Annotated in this window: 22 protein-coding genes and 1 riboswitch; of the genes, 18 read left to right on the top strand and 4 right to left on the bottom strand. The window is 38.3% G+C overall.

The window, feature by feature from the left end; all coding sequences use genetic code 11:
* Window positions 1-9: 9 nt before the first annotated feature.
* The 5 genes from BLS16_RS11010 to aguB all read left to right on the top strand — a co-directional run bounded on the left by BLS16_RS11010 (window position 10) and on the right by aguB (window position 2,988).
* Window positions 10-297 (top strand): hypothetical protein, encoded by a 288-nt coding sequence (locus tag BLS16_RS11010; RefSeq protein ID WP_092333159.1) that lies wholly within the window; start codon window positions 10-12, stop codon window positions 295-297.
* Window positions 298-648: 351 nt separating this feature from the next.
* On the top strand, window positions 649-783 hold the full coding sequence (locus BLS16_RS24580; protein WP_014903917.1) for a hypothetical protein: 135 nt from the start codon (window positions 649-651) through the stop codon (window positions 781-783).
* 117 nt (window positions 784-900) lie between these two features.
* The gene (locus tag BLS16_RS23585) at window positions 901-1,059 is read left to right on the top strand and encodes a hypothetical protein (protein ID WP_207649744.1); all 159 of its coding nucleotides are present in this window, start codon (window positions 901-903) and stop codon (window positions 1,057-1,059) included.
* A gap of 10 nt (window positions 1,060-1,069) precedes the next feature.
* Window positions 1,070-2,113 carry an agmatine deiminase family protein gene (locus BLS16_RS11020; protein ID WP_092333163.1) on the top strand — a complete coding sequence of 348 codons (1,044 nt, stop codon included), beginning with the start codon at window positions 1,070-1,072 and terminating at the stop codon, window positions 2,111-2,113.
* The gene (gene aguB, locus BLS16_RS11025; RefSeq protein ID WP_092333165.1) at window positions 2,110-2,988 is read left to right on the top strand and encodes an N-carbamoylputrescine amidase; all 879 of its coding nucleotides are present in this window, start codon (window positions 2,110-2,112) and stop codon (window positions 2,986-2,988) included. The genes BLS16_RS11020 and aguB overlap by 4 nt, the downstream gene beginning before the upstream one ends.
* A gap of 94 nt (window positions 2,989-3,082) precedes the next feature.
* Here aguB and BLS16_RS11030 read toward each other — a convergent pair whose 3' ends face one another.
* The gene (locus tag BLS16_RS11030; protein ID WP_242876262.1) at window positions 3,083-3,424 is read right to left on the bottom strand and encodes a helix-turn-helix domain-containing protein; all 342 of its coding nucleotides are present in this window, start codon (window positions 3,422-3,424) and stop codon (window positions 3,083-3,085) included.
* Window positions 3,425-3,594: 170 nt separating this feature from the next.
* Between BLS16_RS11030 and BLS16_RS11035 the strand changes: the two genes are divergently transcribed.
* Both BLS16_RS11035 and mch read left to right on the top strand, forming a co-directional pair.
* The gene (locus BLS16_RS11035; RefSeq protein WP_014903913.1) at window positions 3,595-3,966 is read left to right on the top strand and encodes a response regulator; all 372 of its coding nucleotides are present in this window, start codon (window positions 3,595-3,597) and stop codon (window positions 3,964-3,966) included.
* Between the two features lie 198 nt (window positions 3,967-4,164).
* A complete protein-coding gene (gene mch / locus BLS16_RS11040; RefSeq protein WP_092333169.1) occupies window positions 4,165-5,133 on the top strand; it encodes a methenyltetrahydromethanopterin cyclohydrolase in 969 nt (322 codons plus the stop codon).
* Between the two features lie 92 nt (window positions 5,134-5,225).
* Window positions 5,226-5,373: riboswitch (cyclic di-AMP (ydaO/yuaA leader) on the top strand.
* A gap of 119 nt (window positions 5,374-5,492) precedes the next feature.
* On the opposite strand, the gene BLS16_RS11045 is transcribed toward mch, so the two are convergent.
* Entirely contained in the window at window positions 5,493-6,074 is a 582-nt protein-coding gene (locus BLS16_RS11045) for a hypothetical protein (protein WP_092333171.1), read from the bottom strand.
* A 129-nt stretch (window positions 6,075-6,203) separates the two neighbouring features.
* On the opposite strand from BLS16_RS11045, the gene BLS16_RS11050 reads away from it, so the two are divergent.
* The 7 genes from BLS16_RS11050 to BLS16_RS11080 all read left to right on the top strand — a co-directional run bounded on the left by BLS16_RS11050 (window position 6,204) and on the right by BLS16_RS11080 (window position 13,794).
* A complete protein-coding gene (locus tag BLS16_RS11050; protein WP_092333173.1) occupies window positions 6,204-7,562 on the top strand; it encodes a citrate/2-methylcitrate synthase in 1,359 nt (452 codons plus the stop codon).
* A 241-nt stretch (window positions 7,563-7,803) separates the two neighbouring features.
* Entirely contained in the window at window positions 7,804-9,543 is a 1,740-nt protein-coding gene (locus BLS16_RS11055) for a methyl-accepting chemotaxis protein (protein WP_092333175.1), read from the top strand.
* Between the two features lie 616 nt (window positions 9,544-10,159).
* Window positions 10,160-10,609 carry a hypothetical protein gene (locus BLS16_RS11060; protein WP_092333177.1) on the top strand — a complete coding sequence of 150 codons (450 nt, stop codon included), beginning with the start codon at window positions 10,160-10,162 and terminating at the stop codon, window positions 10,607-10,609.
* A gap of 305 nt (window positions 10,610-10,914) precedes the next feature.
* Window positions 10,915-11,172, top strand: coding sequence for a hypothetical protein (locus tag BLS16_RS24240; RefSeq protein WP_242876263.1), 258 nt, complete (start codon window positions 10,915-10,917; stop codon window positions 11,170-11,172).
* Window positions 11,159-11,746, top strand: coding sequence for an accessory gene regulator ArgB-like protein (locus BLS16_RS11070; protein ID WP_092333181.1), 588 nt, complete (start codon window positions 11,159-11,161; stop codon window positions 11,744-11,746). The genes BLS16_RS24240 and BLS16_RS11070 overlap by 14 nt, the downstream gene beginning before the upstream one ends.
* A gap of 3 nt (window positions 11,747-11,749) precedes the next feature.
* Entirely contained in the window at window positions 11,750-11,872 is a 123-nt protein-coding gene (locus BLS16_RS11075; RefSeq protein ID WP_092333183.1) for a cyclic lactone autoinducer peptide, read from the top strand.
* Window positions 11,873-11,973: 101 nt separating this feature from the next.
* On the top strand, window positions 11,974-13,794 hold the full coding sequence (locus tag BLS16_RS11080) for a two-component system sensor histidine kinase NtrB (RefSeq protein WP_092333185.1): 1,821 nt from the start codon (window positions 11,974-11,976) through the stop codon (window positions 13,792-13,794).
* Window positions 13,795-13,813: 19 nt separating this feature from the next.
* Here the strand turns inward: BLS16_RS11080 and BLS16_RS11085 are convergent, their stop codons facing one another.
* Complete coding sequence (locus BLS16_RS11085) at window positions 13,814-17,062, bottom strand: DEAD/DEAH box helicase (RefSeq protein WP_092333187.1); 3,249 nt, start codon at window positions 17,060-17,062, stop codon at window positions 13,814-13,816.
* 362 nt (window positions 17,063-17,424) lie between these two features.
* Between BLS16_RS11085 and BLS16_RS11090 the strand changes: the two genes are divergently transcribed.
* Complete coding sequence (locus BLS16_RS11090; RefSeq protein WP_092333189.1) at window positions 17,425-18,030, top strand: hypothetical protein; 606 nt, start codon at window positions 17,425-17,427, stop codon at window positions 18,028-18,030.
* 165 nt (window positions 18,031-18,195) lie between these two features.
* Here the strand turns inward: BLS16_RS11090 and BLS16_RS11095 are convergent, their stop codons facing one another.
* The gene (locus BLS16_RS11095; RefSeq protein ID WP_092333191.1) at window positions 18,196-19,353 is read right to left on the bottom strand and encodes an amidohydrolase; all 1,158 of its coding nucleotides are present in this window, start codon (window positions 19,351-19,353) and stop codon (window positions 18,196-18,198) included.
* Between the two features lie 211 nt (window positions 19,354-19,564).
* On the opposite strand from BLS16_RS11095, the gene BLS16_RS11100 reads away from it, so the two are divergent.
* The 3 genes from BLS16_RS11100 to BLS16_RS11110 all read left to right on the top strand — a co-directional run bounded on the left by BLS16_RS11100 (window position 19,565) and on the right by BLS16_RS11110 (window position 22,587).
* Window positions 19,565-20,335, top strand: coding sequence for a phosphatase (locus tag BLS16_RS11100; protein WP_092333193.1), 771 nt, complete (start codon window positions 19,565-19,567; stop codon window positions 20,333-20,335).
* Between the two features lie 384 nt (window positions 20,336-20,719).
* Window positions 20,720-22,111, top strand: coding sequence for an aspartate kinase (locus BLS16_RS11105; RefSeq protein ID WP_092333195.1), 1,392 nt, complete (start codon window positions 20,720-20,722; stop codon window positions 22,109-22,111).
* 17 nt (window positions 22,112-22,128) lie between these two features.
* A complete protein-coding gene (locus tag BLS16_RS11110; protein ID WP_092333197.1) occupies window positions 22,129-22,587 on the top strand; it encodes a YbaK/EbsC family protein in 459 nt (152 codons plus the stop codon).
* Window positions 22,588-23,042 lie beyond the last annotated feature (455 nt).

A 23,042-nucleotide genomic window follows, 5' to 3' on the forward strand; every position in this document is an offset into this window, starting at 1 on the left:
GGTATTTAAATGTTTAAAATAACCGAAGATTGCCTTGAGAAAAAGACCTTCACCGAATACTTCAGCTCAGATGCCGAGAAAGGAACCGAGGAATTTGAAGAGCTGATAAGAAAGTTTGAATCAGAACCACAGTACCAATTTCGTATGTGTGACTATGATGGAGAAGTCTTCTATATTGGCTATTCTGATGATTGTACTCATAAGAACGGTTTTGATCCCCTTGATATGTATGGAGAATACTATGGTTGTAAGGATATCCAGTACTTAAATGAAAAGGGAGAATATAAAAGACTCTAAAATTTTTGCATCTCCCATCACCCCCATTGAGATTACCTGAGTAAGGTTAAGGGGGGGATTTTTTGTCATTGTGACATTGCCGGGAGAAGAAATATGAAGACGAGAAAAAGTTTATAATTTGTTAATAAATTGTTTAGATATAATAAAGAAAGTTAGTTTAAAATAACTAGTAAGGACTCCTTACATTGGGGAGTTATTCCAACGAGCCTGGTATCAGGCCTGATCCATGACTCAGTTGGATATCTGAGCGGCAAGTCCAGACGTGGATGATACCGCTCAGTGGTACAAGCTAATTATATTCTTAATATATTGTTGCACTAGATTATGGTTAATTGAAAGGGAGGGGCTCGTATGGAAGGACTGGATTTTTTGCTGACTGCTATCTGTTTTTCGGTTTTAGGTTATGGATTATGCTATATGACTCTTTCAGTTAGTCATAAATCTGAAACCCAAAAGGTGAAACCAGAAAATTCATTACAAAGATAGTGCAGTTAATTAAAAGGTTTAGTTCAAATTATAACTTGAACCTGTAAAAAAGAGGGCGTAACAAGGTTTTACTTTGTCACGCCCTCTTTGATAATGGTACAGAGAGAAATACTGGGAATGATTAAAATTATTGAGGCTCTATGCTATAATATAGTCTTAACTGATTCAGTAAAACGAAAGGAACTTTTCAATGAATGGGCTGAAATTTCAGATTGGAAGGTTCCAGACGATATCATAGATAATAGTGCTGGATTGGTCATAAACTATGAATTATGAGGGAATATACATGCATCCAAATATTTTAAACTATAAAATGCCTCCGGAATGGTCTGAACATGCACGAACATTTATTTCTTGGCCTATAAAAACGTCTATGTGTTATCCGGAAGAATACGAAGCTGTCTGTGAAGGTTATAGTGAAATCATCCGGGCAATTTCCGAATTTGAGCCGGTAACAGTTTTAGTGAATGCAGATGATTATAGGGCGGTATCCAGTAAGCTCGATTTTAAGAGAGTGGAAATTTTATCCGTTGAGCATAATGATGCGTGGCTGAGAGATAATGGGCCGACATTTGTTATTAGTGGAGATGGAGATATAGCCGGAGTCAACTGGAGATTTAATGCTTGGGGAGGAAAATATGCTCCCTGGGATTTAGATGACTTAGTAGCCTCTAAAATTCTCAATCATGTCGGATTAAAACAATTTGATGCTCCCCTGGTTATGGAGGGCGGTTCTTTTCATGTGGATGGGGAAGGCACACTTCTGACAACTGAGCAATGTCTCTTGAACTCTAATCGTAACCCCCACTTAACAAAAGATCAGATCGAAGCTGAGTTAATGAAATACTTGAATGTTCGAAAAGTTATTTGGCTAAAAAGAGGGCTAGTCGGGGATGAGACGGATGGTCATATTGATAATCTAGCCTGCTTTGCGGCTCCGGGTAAAATACTGCTCCAGGTTTGTGAGGATCCCTTGGATGAAAATTATGAGATAACTAAAGAAAACTTAGCAATACTGCAGAAGGAGAGAGACGCGCAAGGAAGGAAGTTGGAAATAATCCCTATTCAACAGCCTCCCAAGAGGTATGATCCTGTCTCGAAGGCTCGGTTGACCTTGAGCTACTTGAACTTTTACTTTGTTAATGAAGGGATTATATTACCGGTTTTTGGAGGAGAAGCTAATAGAACTGATGAGTTAGCGGCAGAAGTATTAAGTAAGACATTCCCTCAGAGGCGGATTCGCCGAGTGAATGGGATGGGAATCATTCGTGAGGGTGGAAATGTCCATTGCACAACTCAACAGATGCCAGCGGGAGGATTTAGAGTATGAGAAACGTTAAAGTAGCGGCTACTCAAATGAGCTGCACTCAGAGTATCGATGAAAACATTTCAAAAGCAGAGGGGTTAGTAAGGAAAGCAGCAAGTCAGGGTGCTCAAATCATTTTGCTGCAAGAATTATTTGAAACTCCGTATTTCTGTCAGAAAGAAAAATCAAGCTACTATGGATATGCTACGGAACTTGAACAAAACAAAGCGGTTAATCATTTCAAACAGGTTGCTAAGGAGCTTCAGGTTGTGTTGCCGATTAGCTTCTATGAGAAAAAAAACTATGCCCGTTATAACTCTCTGGCAGTGATTGACGCTAATGGAGAAGTGTTGGGAAAATATCGCAAGAGTCATATACCGGATGGCCCTGGGTATGAGGAAAAGTTTTATTTTAATCCGGGAGATACAGGATTTAAAGTCTGGAATACTCGTTTCGGAAAAATTGGAGTCGGTGTTTGCTGGGATCAGTGGTACCCTGAAGCAGCTCGATGTATGGCGTTGATGGGTGCCGAAATGCTTTTTTATCCCACTGCTATCGGCTCAGAGCCCCAAGATGGCCTGATCGATTCTAAAGAGCATTGGCAGAACTGTATGCTTGGGCATGCTGCCGCAAATCTAATGCCGGTGATTGCCTCGAACCGAATCGGAGTTGAGGAGGATGATGAATCAAGTATTACCTTCTATGGATCATCTTTTATTGCAGGCCCACAAGGAAATAAGCTTATTGAAGCTGGCCGCACAGAAGAAACTGAAATTGTTGCGGAATTTGATCTGGATCAACTTGAAGTTCAGCGTCTTGAGTGGGGAGTTTTTCGAGATCGTCGACCTGATTTATATAAAATCATTGGGACCTATGATGGTGAGATAACAATTAAATAAATTTTTCACAATTTGAATTCCCCCGGCTTTAGGCCGGGGTTTTTTTCTCTAATTTCCTGATTACATAAAATGAATGGGATTGAACAAATAATGATTAAACGGAATCGTTGGTAGATACAAAATAGGCCATTGCAACTTCATAAAGAAAATTAATCGATTTAGGGTTTTTCCCCACTAAGAGGGCATTGAGCTTCTTTAGGGTTGGATCAGAAGCATTTTCGGTAGTATAGAGTAAATCGGTAGGCTCTACTTCCAGAGCGGTGCCTATTCTTGCTAGCAAGTCTAGCGAAGGGGCTCTAAGGCCGCGTTCAAGATAACCTATATAGGAACTACTGACACTTACTAATTCAGCAAGTTTTTCTTGGGTGAGGCCTTTTGTCTGTCGAAATAAACGTATATTTTTCCCAGCAACCTCTTGTATGTTGTTAGACAACACTATCACCTCTCCATCATTTTAAGGTAGTCGCCATAAACATCTTACCGACTGTGTGTTTCTAATTATGTTGAAAAAGAAGACATATAGTTATAGAATATGATATTAGTAGTCAATATATAGAAACAATAAGAAATTAGTAATAATAACTAATTTTGATAGGAGGAAGAAACTTGTCGGGATATATTTTAGTTGTGGATGACCAGTTTGGAGTGCGACTTCTTATTCATAAGGTTTTGGAAGAATCAGGCTATAATGTAAAAGCAGTAGAAAATGGACCGGAATGTTTGAAACTTGCAATATCCTTAAACAGACCTTCTCTAATTTTACTGGACAATAGAATGCCGACAATGACGGGACTTCAAGTATTATCGATACTTAATCAGGATGAACAAGCTAAAAATATACCCGTCATTATGATAAGTGCTGAGTCTGATATTGAAGAAACCGCGCGATGCTTTGGAGTGCGGGATTTTTTAAGCAAGCCTTTGGACTTGAACGTTTTGCTTAAAACTGTTGAGGAGACCTTGGAGTGTGCACTTTAGGGATCTACTTCTTACAAGGCTGCTGGGAATATTTTTAACCACAAAATCCAATTTGATCCTGTTTTTAAGGATACAGAGAAAACCGCTAAGGTTAATTTAGGTTATTTAGTATATAGAATGGGCATTTAGCGTACAAGACCAAAAATAGGGTATGCTAAAAACATGTATATTCTAGAACGATGAAAAGGAAGAATAAACATGTTTTTTTCAATTACCCAACGATCGAATCTAAGTCCAAATCAGTTAGCATTTTCTTTCGTCAATGAATTGATCGCAAAGAGTGAACTTCTGCGAGTCAACGTTCAAAAGATTAATGAGGCAACTGTTGTTGACTGCGGAGTTGAAGTCCAGGGCGGTTGGGAAGCAGGAGTGTTGTTTGCAAAAGTATGCCTAGGTGGGTTGGCGAAGGTTAATTTATATTGGTCAGAGTTTAATGGGTTCCGCTGGCCTACAGCTGAAGTTGTGACAGATCATCCAGTTCGAGCTTGTTTAGCGTCCCAATATGCTGGTTGGCCAATACAGAATGGAAGGCAAACAGCTATGGGTTCTGGCCCGGGGCGAGCCATTATACATAAAGGGAATATTTATGAAGTGAACGGCTATGAGGACTATTCCGATACGGCTATTCTATGTCTGGAAAGTGAGGAACTTCCAACACTTGAGGTAGTTGGATTTCTCTCAGAGGAATTAGGATGTAATTCAAAAAAACTTTATATACTCGTTGCTCCCACTGCCTCCTTAGTTGGCTCAGTACAGATAGCTGCCAGAGCCTTGGAAACAGGTCTATCTAGACTCAACCTGCTTGGATATGATTTAGCAAGAGTAGAATCTGGTTGGGGAACTTGTCCAATCCCTCCCGTAGCAAGTAGTAATCTCAATGCATTAGGCAGATCCAACGACGGGATTTTATATGGCTCGACAGTACTTTATAACCTTAGGGATGAGGATGAAACCTTAAAAGATCTGGTAGGGCAGCTTCCATTTTGCGCTTCACAGCATTATGAAAGGTCATTTGTTGAAATACTCAACGAATCAGGAAGTTTTTATGACATAGATTCATCGGTTTTTAGTGCAGCCAAAGTATGGCTGTGTAACTTGAATAGTGGCCGTTCATTTCATGCAGGGGTTTTACGTCCCGATATTTTGTGCAGTGCATTCGGTCTTTGATGTTGCACAATTAATTGAAACAAATCTGAAGTTGACTAAGACAAATAAGCTATGATACAATTTAATTTATACTATAGTTGAACCACAATTTAATATCTCTGTCGCTTAATTCTATCATGAAGCGGGGAAACCATTTTTGGGGTGAATCCTTCACATTATATGACTCTGAGTTTGTGAAGGTAGGGTTACTTTTCAATCCGAATCCGTCAGCTAACTTCGTAAGCGTTGAAAGGAGATACTGGCAGCATGCCTTAGCCTTGCTTTGCTGTTTTGTGTTGCTTTCAATTAGCTGAAACCCTAGACTTTATGGTCAAGGGTTTTTTTGATACCTTATGGTAATACAGGAGAAATTTTCCGGATTAATCAAGTAATTGGTGGGTTTTCAAATAGTGTTCTATATTCGATTTTTCATTCATTTCGACATGGATAATTGGTTGCTGTTTGTTATTAATAACTCCCGCCCACTTGAGATAAATTGTCTGAGTATAAGATTTATGGACAATAGGGTCGGAATATTTAAGACTAATAATGATAAAATGTGGATTGATCTCCTCTAATTCTTTGGTAAAACTATTGACTTTCGGGTTGAGGAGTAAACTTGTTGTTGCATCTCGAGGGATATCATTGACAACGGTGTAATCGTCAATAAGAATTGGCTTTTGTTGTAATTGTTGCTCAAAGATTAATGTCCTGCTTGATAGATTTGTTGCGGGATGGGTTCCGACATTTTTAAATTTGAATTCAAATTCAAAACCTGAATTCTCGCTAAAGTTGAGTGAAGGAGACTCTATAAAGGTTAGATACGGACGTGCAGCTTCACGCTGTGTTTGCCAAGTTGTGACAGAGATATAGACAGAAATAAGTGAAACCAAAGCAAAGATTGCTGTCGATATGGTAACAACGGAGTCTGACCAATTCCATTCTCTAATATTCCAAGTCATTTTTTCCCCCTATCGAGTATTAGGCTAAGTATCAAGATAATAATCAATAATTATGAGCAAAAATAGGAAGTAAGAACTCCATTTGTTGATTGATTTGAATAAGAATTTGGAAGAGAAAGGGTGAATTCTATGAATAATTATGATATGGAATCTGAAGCCTTGAAGAAGTTGAGCAAAATGGCTGAAGAAAGTGGCTACATTAAGCCTGAACTATATCGTAGATATGAGGTCAAACGTGGGTTGCGTGATTTGGACGGAAAAGGGGTATTAGTTGGTCTAACAGAAATCGGGGAAGTCCATTCGTATATTATGGATGAGGGCGAAAAAATTTCTGTTCCAGGGCGGTTAATATATCGGGGGATAGATATTAGGGATATTGTCAAGGGCTTTAGTGAGGATGACCGCTTCGGTTTTGAAGAGACGGCATATTTGCTGCTCTTTGGAAATCTCCCCGATCAGAACGCTCAAAAGGAATTTTTGCAACTTCTTTCACTTCATGAAAGGCTGCCAGAAGATTTTACTCGTGATGTAATTTTAAAAGCCCCGAGCAAGGATATTATGAATACTTTAGCAAGAAGTGTTTTGGCACTTTACTCTTTTGATGAAAATGCCGATGATACTTCAATGCCAAATGTATTAAAGCAATGCCTGAAACTAATTGCTTGCTTTCCATCCTTAGCTGTTTATGGCTACCATGCATTTAATCATTACCATGGAGATCAGAGTCTCTATATTCATAGCCCGAGGGCCGATTTAAGTATCGCTGAGAACATTTTGGCTATGCTAAGGCCAGATAGTAGTTATACTAAATTAGAGGCAAAACTGCTTGATCTGGCCCTTGTCCTTCACGCCGAGCACGGTGGAGGGAATAACTCGTCTTTTGTTACTCATGTAGTTACTTCAACGGGGACTGATACTTATTCGGCAATTGCCGCAGCGATTGGAGCGCTTAAAGGACCCCGTCACGGAGGAGCTAATATTAAAGTTGTTCAAATGTTTGATGACATGAAAGAGAAGCTAAAAAACTGGGATGATGACGAGGAAATTGAGCATTATCTTACTCAGGTACTCTCTAAGAATGCCTTTGATCGTTCGGGATTAATTTATGGTATTGGACATGCGGTTTACTCCATATCAGATCCCAGAGCGGTTATACTCAAAGGCTATGTTGCACAGCTTGCTCAGGAAAAAGGTTTGGAGGACGAGTTTAATCTCTATGCTAAGGTAGAGAACCTTGCCCCACAGGTAATCGAAAAATTCAATACAATGTATAAAACTGTAAGTGCTAACGTTGATTTTTACTCGGGTTTTGTATATAAGATGCTTAATATACCCATGGAAATGTTCACTCCTATTTTTGCGATTTCCAGGATCGTCGGCTGGAGTGCGCATAGAATTGAGGAAATTGCTAACTGTGGGAAGATTATTCGACCAGCTTACAAAAGTGTGGCACCAAGGAGAAGTTATCTAAAGATGGATGAGAGATAAACCTACTTGATCATTAAAATCGCTTTTGCAGTATGTGTTAGGGGGGGCCAATTAACCCTCCTAACACGTTTGTTTTATTAATAAGATTATTAAATCTTTTTGAGAACAATTTAGTGCGATTTTCACCAAAAACCTACAAAGATTTGGAAAAGATGATTTCTCTTGTTGAAAAAGAGGATATTTCTATTTTTTGTAGAAAACCAATTATAGAATTATTTGATTAAGAAAATGAGGCGCTGATATGGACAACAAACTTATTACTTCCAAATCCTCCATAAACTATGGTGTCCGAATTAAATTATTGTTAGGGTTTCTGGTGGTTTTACTCTTGACCGCGTTGGTAGGTATTGTTGGTTACTATGGTGTTTACAAGATAAATCAGGAAGCTGAAGACTTAGGTGAGCATTGGTTGAAGGCAACAACCTCACTAGCCAAAGTCATTGAGGATACCGAAGATACTCGTCGCTATCTTTTGGGTGGATTTCTGATGCGTGCAGATGCCCAGGCTTTTCAGGAGCACAAGACTAAATTTTCAATTACTAAAGTCAAATGGGAGCAAGATTTTTCTGAGTACAATAACTATGTTACAACTCCTGAAGGAATAGCAAAAAGCGAGGAGATGCGAAAATCCTTCAATACCTTTATAGAGGATGCAGAACAGGTCTGGATGTTGACTCAAGTTGGCAAGGATGTAGAGGCCAGACCCATTCTGACTCAAAAGAGTAAAGATAGTTTTGATCGGTTACTCAAAGATATGGAAGATCAGATGACTTCTATGGCTGCCGGGGGTGCTGCGGCAACTCATCATGCTCAAACTACTAAAGATTCCGTTGAAAAGCTGCTGATAATTTTTGTTGTTCTTGCAGTTTTAGTTGGAGCAGTCTTGTCGTATGTATTGGCACAGCATATCAGTAAGCCCCTTGTCGCTGTTACGAAAGTTGCTCAGTCTGTGGCCGAAGGGGATCTGAGCATGGAAATTCAAGAGGTTAAGAATAAAGATGAAATCGGTGTCTTGTCTCAAGCAGTCAGCGAAATGGTTCACTCGCTGAGAGCAGTTATTGGGGAAGTATTAACTCAATCTGAAAGTGTAGCTGCAACCAGTGAGGAATTATCAGCGGCTTCAGAAGAGGCAACTGCTTCCAGTGAGCAAATGGCGGAAAGTCTTGGTTTAGTTGCATCGAGTTCAACCAGAAATGCTACTTCCATGGCTGAGACTGTTAACGTTATTGAAGAATTGTCCGCGAATGCTCAACTAGTAGCAAAAAATGCTGAGACTGTCAGTCAAAGTAGTGAAAAGGCAGCTCAGGCTGCTGAGTTGGGAGCTTTCCAAGCTGAGAATGCTGTACACAAGATTGAAGCAGTTCGCGAGGTTTCAGCTCAATCTGCGGAGGTAATAGCTCGCTTAGGAGATGAATCAAAGCAAATCGGACAAATTGTTGATGTAATCAGAGGGATTGCCGATCAGACTAATTTACTTGCCCTTAATGCAGCAATTGAGGCTGCCAGAGCAGGAGAGCAAGGGCGAGGATTTGCGGTTGTTGCAGAAGAGGTTCGTAAATTAGCCGAACAATCGTCTAATTCCACAGTTCAAATTGCTAATCTAATTGAGAACATTCAAAGAGAGACAGAAATTGCTATTGGAGTAATGGAAAAGGGTAAAGTTGAAGTAGCTGCAGGAGTTGAAGCGGTTAATTTGGCCGGAAGTTCTTTTCAGACCATTGTTGCAGAGGTTAACCAAGTTGTTCGTCAAATTGAACAGATTACTGAGGCTACCAAACAAATGGCTGTGGGAACCTCAGCAGCAGCACAGTCTATTGAGGATATTGGTTTGACCTCTCAGCAGGCAGCATCCAGCTCGCAAGAAGTTGCCGCTGCTTCAGAGGAACAGGCAGCAACGATGGTATCCGTTAGTAAATCAGCAGAAGCTCTTGCCGCCCTAGGTGATAAGTTGATGAGTGCAGTTGTTAAATTCAAGCTATAAACAGAGGCCAATTAAAACCATTAAAGAACTATCAATAAAATCCTATCCTTGATAAGGGATGGGGTTTTATTTTGTTGCATACATATCTAAACTTTGTTTATTAGTTTGTCGGTTTTTTTGAGGGTTATTCTGGTTTGATATTCTCAGGATTATTGGGCGGGGGCGTGACTTAGGCTCTTCTAGACACACCAGCAGAGGAGAGCTTGGTAACGGGTCAAATTCGCCTGCGCAGGCGAATTTGACCTGTCGCCGTCAGAGAATAGAGTTTATCTTCATATGATGCTTGCATCCAATTTGATTCCCGCCTTTTTAATAGGTTTAATTACAACATACGTAGACGGGTTTTGGATGGTGAAAGATTGGGTATAAATCTATCAAATTACCTTCTAAAATTGGGGGCTGAAGGAGATAGGGCCTCTAAGCAGGTTATTGCGTTAGGGGCATTTAGTATTTCCAATTGGATGATATTTAACAATAAATGCTAAATAAGAGACTTTCAGTTACAGGATTTACGCGATTTCGACATATAGTGTGTGAGATAATAACATAAAAAAATAATTTCCATGAGGGAATAAAAGGTTAATTCAAGTACGCGGAGGAGTAAAATTGAAATCCTATGATTACTTTACTATTGCTACTATTGCAAGGTATACCTGAAGGGATAGCAATTACAACCTTAGCTTTTGTAATATCTAGGATTCCTTTGAAGCTTATTCAAATTGTCCTGGTAGGTATAACACTAGCTGTTTCTGCTTCTGTCATTAGACTATTGCCGATCCCTTTAGGGATACATACCATAATGGTCATCTTGATATTATTTATTGTTCTCACTTGGTTGAGCAAAGGGGATTTGAGTCAATCATTTATATCGACTTTATTAAGTAGCTTAGTTCTTATTATTTTTGAGACAGCAAGTTTACCTTTGTTTGAGCTTATCTCTAGACTTACTCCAAAAGCCTTATATCCTTTTCAGGCCCCAAGAATTATCTTAGGTGATATTCATGTAATAATTCTATTCCTAGTAACTTATCTCCTTAATACATTCTTATTAAAGAAGATTACTTAAAGGGTTAACGATTTTGTTTTCATTATGGACAGGAGTTATTTTTGTCCATTTTCTTTATAGGTTTCTCTTGATTTTAAAAAAGAGGGTGTTTATTTATTGATATTCCATTAATTGCATTTATCTTACAAGGTATACCTGAACTTATCGCTATAGTTACTTTAGCCTTTGTAATTGCAAGGATACCATTAAAATGGGATCGGATTATTGCAATTGGATCTGTTATAGCACTCATCTCTTATACTGTTAGGTTGTTTCTAATCCCTTTTGGGGTACACACGATCTTACAAGTCGTTTTGTTATTCGTTATGTTAACGTGGATAGGAAAAGGAGATTTTAGTTTATCTTTAATTGCTAGTCTATTAAGTTTCTTAGCTTTAGCAATCATGGAATTTTTCTGGTTATCATTGTTGATGCCAATTTTTGGAGTAAACCCCGAAGAATTGTTTTCGAATCTTCTGCTAAGAATCATTATTACCGAACCCCAAGTACTCCTCATGTTTGTTTTTGCCTACATGTTAGATAAATTCATAAAAAGAAGAGGGGAAATCAATGAACTTTTCTGAGAACATTAGCAATAAACTCACCGAAATAATAACTAATGAATTAGATTTAAATAGTGATAAGAAAGAAATAATAGCTTATGCCATTGAAAATTTATTATTATTCTTGTTAGGAGTATCTTCACTGGTACTTTTAGGAGTTTTTTCGAATGCATTAATGGCTATTCTTGTCGCTGCGGCTTTCGGTGGATTATTGCGAAGAGTATCAGGTGGAGCGCATTTCAACACACCTTCAAAATGCTTGGTATTTGGTTCTTTTATTTATACTTCTATTGGAATTTTAGCGAAGAAAATGGTTGAATATAAGTTATTCAGTTCAGAAGATGCGCTTTATATAATTTTGAGTATTTGTCTTATAATGATTGTTTTATTAGCTCCGGTTGACAGCGAATCTAAGCCGATTAATTCTATTCATTTTAAGAGAAATCTTAAAATGTTATCAATAGTATTCATAATAATGACATTCATCGTAGTTTACTTAACAGAAAATTTGTTGTTTAGTGTTAGTGCAGTAATGGGTGTATTTTATCAGTGCGTAACATTGCTGCCTATATTTAATAAAAAGGAGGTGAAATAGCATATGAAAAAAAATATTTTTACAGTAATTGCAACAATATTAATGTTTCTTGGAAGTGCTTCGTCGGTATTTGCTTGTGCTGTTTGGGCTTATCAACCTAAAACTCCAAAATCGTTGCAAAGATAGTCCAAAGCTTTGGAAGCCAACAATATTAAAAGCTGAGTTGGGAAACTCAGCTTTTAATATTTGAAAAGCCGTCTTCAACTAATTAACTGCTGGAGGATCATATGATGGCTAAAATAAATATCAAAGATTATTTGGTAAAACAACCAATTATTCAAATTACCCTATTTAAAGTTATAGTCAGTATTTTTTTATTTCTTATCTTATTCATTCTCTTTTATGGACAAAACTTTTGGGAGAAACAGGCAATCAAATTTAATTATGAATTATTGTCGATCGTTTCAAGTGTCCAAGGTGAAACTCAATTAAGTATTTGGAAAATTGAAAAAATTAAAAAAGACATTGGTTTATCAAAGGATAATAAAATCGGACAAATAAACATTATTGTCCAGTCGATAATTAAAAATAATAACAATAACTATAACTATAACCATAGTATAGGCTATTATGATAATGAATTGAATCAGGCTTTTTTAGATAATGATAAAAATACTATTTCGTTTAACGAAATTAACTCTGAATTGGATCTAAATAAGATTAATAGCATTTCAAAAGACAACAAGATAATTAAGGTTAGTCTTCCTATATATGAGCAGGGAAGACTAGTGGGTTATGTTTTTGGTTATGCACATAATTCAGACTTAGTGCTAACGTCCTTTAATGTAATGAGTGCAATTATCATTCTTGCCTTAAGTTTATCAGCGTTAATTATGATTTCTATTAGAAAACATATGAAGCAGCTTCAGTGGTATTTGGAAAAATTCGGACACATAATAATGCATGGTAATAGTGGGAAAGAAGAAATACTCAATAAATTACCTGAACTTAAACCAGTTTTAAAGAAAATTACAAGTTTCACAAATGATTTAAAAGAAGTGAATTCAGCCTTAGAAATCTCTAAAATAAATTTCATTAAAATTATGGAAGGTATTTCTGACGGTTTTTATGCTATAGATCGTAACTGGCAATTTACCTTTGTTAATAAGGAAACTCAAAGGTTTATGGGGAAGAGCAACGTAGACCTTGTGGGGAAAAATATACTGGAAGTATTCCCGGAATTCAAAGATTCTATATCTTATGAAAAAATCCTCAAAGCTATGGATGAAAATCAAACCGTCCATTGGGAAGCAGGAGGATTGGCAAATCCTAATCAAGACCATGAATTTCATGCCTACCCGTATAATGAGGGTTTAACAGTTTTCTTTAGAGACATTACGGAGGCAAAGCGCCAACAACAAGAGATTGACAGGTTAGAAAGACTTAATTTAATTGGTCAATTGGCTGCGGGGATTAGCCATGAAATCCGTAATCCTTTAACTACGGTCAAAGGATTTTTACAGTTTTTTGGATCCAAGGCCCAATACCAAAATGATAAAGAATATATGGATTTGATGATTGCAGAAATTGATCGAGCAAATATAATCATTACTGATTTTTTATCCTTAGCTAAATCAAACTCAGATAATGTTAAGTCTCAGAACCTCAACGAAGTAATTAACAAAGTGTTACCAATGCTACAAGCTGATGCCTTTAACAATAATAAAGAAGTCGTTGTGGAACTAAACACCCTTCCCAATATAATGATTAACGAAAATGAAATAAAGCAGCTTATCTTAAATCTTGTCAGAAATGGACTGGAAGCGACAGCGGAAAATGGGCATGTTAGGATTTGTACCCATTTAAAAGAGGATAAAGTAGTATTAGAAATCAAGGATCAAGGGAAGGGGATACCTCAAGTAATTCAGGAAAAGATAGGTACTCCTTTTTTTACTACCAAAGAAAGCGGAACAGGTCTGGGGCTTGTAATATCTACAGGTATTGCCCAAAGACATAGAGCGAGCTTTGATTTTAAAACCGGGCCTGAGGGAACAACATTTTATACAGCCTTTCCCGCTAAACTGGCCCAGGGAAAAGATCTAATATAATTGCATTTTTTTAGTTTTATTAATTTATTTCAAAAAGCTCTCGCAATTCTTGTTCAGTGAGCTTAGAGATCATAGTTTCTCCTGGTTGTATAACGGAATCAACCAGTGTTTTTTTTCTGGCCTGCAAGGCGATGATTTTTTCTTCAATTGTACCTTGGCTTATTAACTTGATTACCTGTACAGCTTGATTTTGTCCAATTCGATGTGCTCGGTCTGTGGCCTGATCTTCCACAGCAGGATTCCACCAGGGATCGTAATGAATAACCATATCAGCTCCGGTAAGATTTAATCCGGTACCACCAGCCTTTAAGGATACCAGGAAGACCTTTCCCTGACCAGCATTAAAGGAATTGGCCATGTTCAGGCGTTCTGCTGCTTTAGTAGAACCAGAAAGATAGAAATGCTCAATGTTATTGGTTTTCAAGTGGTTTTGGATAATATCCAGCATGGTTGTGAATTGGGAGAAAATTAGAATCCGGTGACCGCTGTCCAAAGCGTCTGTAAGAATTTCTTGTAATAGAAGCATTTTGCCACTCTCTCCGGAGTAATTCTCAATAAACATAGACGGATGGCAACAAATTTGTCTAAGCCTGGTTAAGGCAGCGAGAATTTTAATATGACTTCTGTTAAAACCTACGGTAGCTATTTCTTGAGCGATTAATCCTTTTGCTTCTTGTAAATATGCAATATATAGTTTTTTCTGTTCTTCAGTCAAGGGAGCGCTTAGTTGGGTCTCAATCTTGTCAGGGAGTTCTTTTAGCACGTCCTTTTTTAAACGTCTTAAAATAAAGGGGTTAGCATGTCGACTTAACTCTGTAATAATAGATGTGTCTTCGCCTTTAATGATGGGGATTTCGTACTTCTTTTTAAACTCTTGATGAGAGAGAAGATAGCCTGGCATAACGAAATTAAAGAGCGACCATAGCTCAGACAGAGAGTTTTCAATGGGTGTCCCGGTTAAGGCAAAATACCCTTTAGCTTGAATTTGTTGAGCTGATTTGGCATTGAGTGTTTGTGGATTCTTAGTATGCTGCGCTTCATCTAAGAAACAGTACGAGAACTCGGTGTTCGAGAACTCATCAATGTCCCGTCTTAAGATAGGATAAGATGTCACTACAAGATCCCACTGTGTTTCTTCAAGACCCTTTATTAGGGCATGTCGTTCTTGGGGGGGGCCATCTAATACTAGAACTCGCAAGGTAGGGGTGAATTTTTTTGCTTCTTCTTGCCAATTATAAATCAACGATGTGGGGGCCACCACAAGTGCTGGATTATTAGCATTAGGCTTTTCAGATAGTATGAATGAGAGAACTTGAAGAGTTTTCCCTAATCCCATATCATCAGCCAGGATGCCTCCCAGGCCGTAGGATGCCAGAGTCTTTAGCCACTTAAAGCCGGTTTTCTGATAGTCTCTTAGGATTGTTTCGAGTTCTTCAGGGATTTCGAATTCCCCATCCTGAGGTTCAAGGATACTTTGCACTAATTGCTTAAAAGCTTTATTTCGTTGTACCCCTGGCAGGTTAGCATTACGCAAATAACTGTCAATATACATAGCTCGGTACTTAGGTAAATTAAGTGTATTTTGATTTAGGTTATCTGCACTGAGATTCAAGTTATCGAGAAGCTCTGAAACGTTGATTAGTTCCGGTTGGTTTAAATCAAGGAATGAACCGTCACGAAGACGATGGTATTTCTTCTTTAAATGGAGTGAGTCAAAGATGTTGGCTAATTCATCTTGTGGAATATCGGTGTATTGAAAGGATATTTCCAAGATGTCCAGTGATTCATCTAAGCGTACTTGCCCCGAAAAGCTTGTTGAAGTTCGAACTTTGAGCTTAAATTGATCGGAGTAGAATAGTTCTGCCAGTTCTCGAAGTTGGGGAAGCCAGTTCACAGTGAAATCGAAGATTTTCTCATCATCCGTAAGGTGTATTTTCCCTTTAGAAACAATAAAGTCGGCGTGTTCGAGAATGCTGAGAATCCTGCGTTCTTGTTCAGAAGAACGTATCAGGATCATGTCATCATTACCAACAACACTATTGTTTTCTCGAGTCGAAGCAAAAGGGTTAATGATAATATCCCCGTATTGAAATTCTAGGCGAGCTGTGATTCCCATATCGACTGCCCGATCAAAGTAGATCTTGGCTTGTAGACTTTCGTGAGAAAATTTCTCGTCTAATAAGGGGTCTATCGAAACTTGCCCGAGCTTTCCGATCAACGGTAAGGCTTCAGAGGCGAAATACTCTTTCTGCGCAGCAGGAATAAGGATCTGGGTTGAAGCCCCTTCTCGTAATGTTTTAATGAGCGCAGGTACTAAGTCTTTCTGTGTGGATGAGGCTTGGAATATTTTATCTTGATAAACATAATACCTGCCGTTAGGTGTTAATAAAATCGGCAATTCGTCTGTGTTAAGGGATAAAGAAAGGTCTGGGCCTTGAGGCTGTAATAAGAATTCCATAGGTAGACCTTGTCTATTAATCTGCGTAGGCTCCAGAGAAGAGGAACCGATTCTCCAGAGAAATACACTGTCCCCTAGTGCGTCCAAAAACTTAGATAAGTAGTAGCCCGTTAAAGGCAAGGTCTTTTGATTTAACAGTGGCGTGTAATAATAGGGCCCCTGCATTTCGGCGATAGCTGCATGCTGGTCGTACATCTCTTGCAACATGGTAATAACGGTGCGATCTTCAGCCTTGAAGGTTTGCCTTGAAGGTTCAAAGGTAAATTGCTTACCGAATTCGATTGATTGTCCGGTTTTGATTGCCTTAAGCAATTGTCCGATGTCTTTAACTACATAAAGACGTTGCAGACCTAGTTTTAGTTGGAGGTGAGTGGAAAGTCGATGAGAAGGAATAGTTTGAAGTTCAATGTTTAAAGTTAGTTTATCCTGTATGGATTCTTGAGGGTGATTAGCGAATGCGCTTAGAAGTTCGTTTACTATATGGTTAGAGGGGATAGGGCTAGGCCAGTCGGAGGGTATTTTTTGCTGAGAAGCTTTTAACACTGCAATGACATGTTTACATGCTCCGGGACTATCTGTAAAAGCCGGACAGGTGCAGCGGTAAGAACGAATTGTGCCTTCACGATTAAAGGCAACCTGCACAATGTAACGTAAACCTCCTATGACAGAGGCATTAACAATTCCCTTTTCGCCTGAAAAAGAGAAATTAATAACTCTGCCTGCAGTGTAATAAGCCTGGCCTAGTTTATACACACGATCACTATCAGCTAGTTCAAGAATTAATTGTTCAGTAAGAGTAAAACGAGACATAGGATACTCCTTTGATCGTTTTTAGGAAATGAAGATCACTTAAGCATAACATAAACCAAGGCTATCCGTCTAATATGTGAATGTAATTGTAATTATCTGGAGGAGATTTTTTAGATGTGATATACCGTTTACATAGTAAAATTAATACAAAATTTGCATTAATCATCTAAGCATTCCCGTCTATTGTCGTGATAATTATTTCAAATTATTAAGTATATACCTCAATGGCAGTTCACTCTCTTCAATATAGTGTCTAAGTTGTAAAGGAATGTCGATTATTGTATCATTGAATATAGAGGAAATACTACACTTGTGCAGAATTACTAGTAATGCTAGAATACGAAGCTTAGGGGGGATTTTCCTTGCTTATCACCTGCGATAATCACATGCAAATGGGTTATATCTACCTAATGCCAAATGACTCTATTGAAGAGTATACCCTCGCTAAAAGCGAAATTGGTCTTTTTTATGATGTAAGCAGTCTTAGCATTCCAAGGATTAAATGGAACAGTATGGGGCAGAGTTTGAGTCAAATGCGTTTAGCTACTAAAACTTATAGAGAAGCAGTGGATAAAGGATTTCATTGTGAATTTTGGAATGATCTAGATCAAGAAGGTTATATGATGGGGATCGAGCTCTATTTGACTGAGGACATGTTTCTCACCTTAGTTGCCCATCAAGCCTTTAAACTTTATGATACTCGTTGGCGTAATCAGGATTTTCGGGTGCTTACTTTAGATGCTTATCATGATGTTTTTAACAAAAATAATATAATCTATCCGTTAACTCCAGCAAAAGATGTATTTGTAATCTTAGCCATTGATCCATCGACAAAGATTTCCAAGATTATGGCTCTTATTTCTTCCAGAGATGACTTATACCCAATTGATTACCTGCGTAATCCGCTTTTTATGTTAGCTAATTCAAGTCGCTATTATAATGAAAACGAGAGTTTAGGTATGACATGATCAAATATCCTGATCGCAAGAAGGGTCTGAAACGTTTTAGCGTTTCAGACCCTTCTTGCGATCAATTTTAGAGAGTTTTTGATATGCTTTCTGAAGACCCCCTTTGTCACTAACAAAGACTAGAAAATTAATGCGCAGCGCATCTATGAAATTTTAAACTTCATATTAATCCTTTTGATAGGTAATTTTACCATTGATGATCGTCATTATTACCTTGGACATTGAGTTAAAGGGGTTCTCAGAGAATATGGCAAGATCTGCGTCATACCCTTCTTTAAGTTGTCCCAATCGATTGTTACAATCCAATACTTCTGCTGGGTGGACAGTCAGGCATTTTATCGCATCAACATGGGATAGCCCTTCGGAGATAGCTAAAATAGCAACGGTTCTAAGCTGATCAATAGAATTGTAGGGATGATCAGAAATTAAGGAAACTTTTACCCCTGCTTCAGTAAGCTTCAAAACCGAATTGTAATTGCGGCCCTTTAACTCCATTTTAATTCTAGGGGTAAGCATGGGTCCAAATGCTACTGGAACGTTCCTCTCAACTAAGTAATCGGAAACTAAATGGGCTTCCGTACCGTGCTCGATTACCAGCTTCTTTATTTTAAATTCTTCAGCAATCCTGACAGCAGTCACGATATCGTCAGCTCTGTGAGCATGGGCCCGTAATGAAATATGACCGGTTAAAACGGGGATTACTGCTTCTAAGCGAATATCCCTGTATTTGATCTGGCCTGCTTGCTTTAATTCGAGATAGTCTTGAGCTCTCATGAAAAGATCTCGGATCAGTCCGGTTATACCCATTCTCGTAACTGGACACTTTCCATGGGCCCCATAGGTACTCATGGGATTTTCCCCAAGTGAGATTTTTAAGCCTGCGGGATTTCGAACGATCATTTGGTCAATAATCCTTCCCTGGGTTTTAATCACTAAGTTTAATCCCCCAACAGCATTATTACTGCCAGGGCCTGTCATAACTGTTGTCACTCCGGCTCGTAGAGCATCGACAAACGCAATATCTTGAGGGTTGATAGCATCTAACCCTCGTAAATGAGGTGTGACGGAGTCGGAAGTCTCATTGTTATCGACTCCTATTTTACCGGTAGCCTCTTCTATGATGCCCAAATGGGTATGGCAATCGATTAATCCAGGGAGGACATAACGTTCTCCGATTTCGATTGTTTTGCATTGAGAAGAGGGCTTTCCGATAGTTGTAGAAATTCTGCGAATGATTCCCTCTTCTATCAGAATATCCTTAAGTTCTTTATTGCCCGTTTTCAGGTCAATGGTCAAACAATTTTTTAACAGAATGCTATCCATTTAACACCTCATCATTTCGTAAGGATCATTGTACACTAACAAAATAGTTATTCCCTGAATTCACTTGAATAATGCTATAAATTATCAATAACCCTAATCTTTAACTTTAAATTAAACTTTACCAAGTGATAATACCTCATTAACAATTATCCTTTATGATAGGTATTAGAAAGATTATTGTAATTAATTTGAGAGATAATGAGGTGTTAGAATGGAAATGTTAGTTGATTTGCATACCCATACCCTTGCAAGCGGACATGCGTATAGTACTGTAACAGAAAATGCGCTGGCAGCCTCACGTCGAGGACTTAGATTAATGGGAATGACAGACCATGGTCCGAGTATGCCGGGGGCACCTCACCTTTTCCATTTTGAAAACTTAACAATTATCCCTGATCAGTTATTTGGTGTAAAAATCATGCCGGGGGTTGAAGCAAATATCATCAATCCTGAAGGGGAATTAGATATGCCCTTAAAATATTTAGAGACGTTGAGCCTTATCCTTGTTGGGCTGCACCCTATCTGTTATCCAGGTGGAACATGTGAAGAAAATACTCAAGCTTATATCAAGGCAATGATAAATCCATATACGGATATAATGGTTCATCCCGGACGACCAGATTTTGAAATGGATCTTGAAAAAATTGCCTATGCTTCTGCCTTACTAAATGTCCCACTGGAGGTTAATAATAGTTCTCTATCAACAATACATGAAAAAGATGCAGCTCGAAAAAATTGCAAATCGATTGCTCGCTATATGGCAAAGTACAGAAGTCCGGTAATTTTGGGAAGTGATGCTCACTACTGTGATCGAGTCGGTGAGTTTAGTGAAGCCATAGAGTTAGTTCAAGAGACTGGAATATCGGGACAAGATATTCTCAACACTTCCCCAGAGCGAGTCCTGGATTATCTGGCGGCACGTCGCATACGACGTAAAGATATAAAACCTTCTATGCTTATGCATAGGTTATCTATTGCTTAAGTTTAGCAATTAGATGGGGTCTCCCTTATAAATGAGGGCTCCCTTACAATCAGGAGGCTGTCGGATGTGTTTATTTACATTTCGATGGCCTCTCTTATTTAGTTGATCAAAATATAAGCTCATTCTCGAAATTGGAGTTCTTCATTCTTCTATGATGAGTAAAATTTAGATTGATTTTATGAGTAAAGTTGTTTTAGAATTGGATCATTGAGAATTTTTAGCGTATAATTGGACACAGTCAGAAGCTTGTTATCTATAACAGAATGATTAAATTATGAAAGCTTGAAGGATTGTTATGAGTTTCGACGAATTATGGTAGTTTAGAAATAAGAAAGAAATAAGAAATAAGAAATAAGAAAACAGAAGAGGGGTTCGAATTAGATTATGCTAACAGTGGAAAAAATCGGCGGAACATCTATGCTGCAATTTAAAAATGTCTTGAAAGATATTATCGGATACCCAAGTTCAGATGGTTTTCGTTATGGAAGAGTGTTCGTTGTCTCAGCGTATGCAGGGTTAACCAACATGCTTCTTGAAGATAAAAAGACAAAGGCACCGGGTATTTATCAGCGCTTCATCAAAGGTGAAGATTATGAAGCAGCGATGGACGACTTGTTAAGTATGGCTCTAAATATCAATGAATCATTTGTCGAACTTGGGTTAGATCAAAAAGTATGTCGAGATTTCTTAGTTGAACGTGTTGTACAAACAAAAGCATACCTTAACAGTATGGAGGATATTATAGCATCAGGTTATGTAGGAAGAGACAGTATCTATTCAGCCGCAAGAGAGTTGCTGGCATCAATTGGAGAAGCTCACTCGGCTTTTAATACCGTAAATATTCTTCGCAATAATGGTATTTTAGCAGAGTTAATGGATCTCACGGGTTTCCGTGATTCTAAACAACTTTCAATTAGTGATCGGATCGAAAAATCATTCAAGAATGTAAATCCTCATGAAGCAATCATTGTGGCAACCGGTTACACCAAAGGAATCGAAGGGATAATGCGAGAATACGAGAGAGGTTATTCAGAAATAACCTTTTCGAAAATAGCCACTCATCTTCATGCAGATGAAGCAATAATCCATAAAGAATATCACCTATCTTCAGCTGATCCCAAAATTGTAGGTGTCGATAAGGCAATTCCCGTCGGTAGAACAAATTACGATGTGGCAGATCAGCTTGCTGACATAGGAATGGAAGCCATTCACCCCAACGCTTCTAAACCACTAGAAATGGCAGAAATAAACCTACGCATCAAGAATACTTTTGAACCGAGCCATCCGGGAACGGTTATTTCGAATGATTATATTGGGCCTGAGGCCAAAATTGAAATCATTGCCGGTTCAGATCGAATTATGATCTTAGAAATTCACGATACATCTATGGTTGGCGAACCTGGATTTGACCTGGGAATCATGGAGAAGTTCAAGAAATATGATATTAGCTATATCATGAAGACGACGAATGCTAATAGTATTTCCCTGGCAATTTGGCAAGCGGATCTCGCTGAATTATTGGTAGCTGAATTAATAGCTGAGTACCGAACTGTAACTGTTCAGGAGGCGGCAATTGTTTGCGTTATAGGCTCAAATATTGCAATGCCTCGGATTTTGGCCAGAGCAGCTAATGCCTTGGCGAAAAATAATATCAATATAAAATGTGTGTCCCAATCTCTTCGCCAGGTGAACATGCAATTTGTTATTGATCGTGCCATGTATTCGAAGGCAATTATCTGTTTAAATGAAGATCTGTGTTGGGGAAACCATATTTAAATTGGAGGATTTTGATCATGTCTGTGGACTCGGTGGCGGTCTTTTTGGCCCAAAATAAAAAAAATATCGAAATTTTAAGATTTGAGGATACAAGTACGGTAGCAAAGGCAGCGGATTCACTAGGAGTAACCCCAGGTGAGATAGCTAAGTCCTTACTCTTCAAAGTTAAAGACGATTTTGTGATGGTTTTAATGGCCGGAGATAAGCGCTTGGATAACAAAAAGTTCAAAGAGATATTTCACTCTAAGGCAAAGATGCCCGAGGCCGAGGAAGTTTCTGAAGCTACCGGGCATCCGGTTGGGGGAGTATGTCCTTTTGGCTTAAAGAATCCGATCCCGGTTTATTTGGATTACTCACTGCAAGCGTATAGCTTTGTTTTTCCCGCTGCAGGAGCCTCAAACACTGCTATTAAGCTGACTGTAGATGAATTAGAAGAACTAACCAATGGTCAATGGATTGACGTGATTCAAGCTTAAGATGATAGTCCTATAAGGGGCTGGTTCTAAAACTTGTAAGTCTTGGTTTTACATCCAGATTTCACGTCTATAACAGCAAAGAAAAAGCGGTCTATTTGGACAGTGGAAATAGACCGCTTTTTAAATAGTAATAACTAACTTTGAATTTTTGGGGCCAAGTTTTCACATTGCTCCTAAAGTTGGATAAAGGTGCTATTAGATCAATTTAGAAGAAGACTGCAGGACTTGAAATAAGTGACAACGAGTGGGTTGACACTTAATAACAAATTGACTATAATTCTAGCAGTAGATATTGATAATGATTATCAATATCTACTGCTAGAATTATTAATGTGCCAAATCATACTTATTTCAAAAGTCCGATGTTCTGTTGTATAAGTTAGTAGGATTCCTGGAGCGGTTAGTTGGGTAGTTAAATCTTTCTAGTTTTAATGTTCTAAATCTAGTAAAGAAGG

It is taken from the genome of Desulfosporosinus hippei DSM 8344 (assembly GCF_900100785.1).
GTDB classification, from domain to species: Bacteria; Bacillota; Desulfitobacteriia; order Desulfitobacteriales; family Desulfitobacteriaceae; genus Desulfosporosinus; species Desulfosporosinus hippei.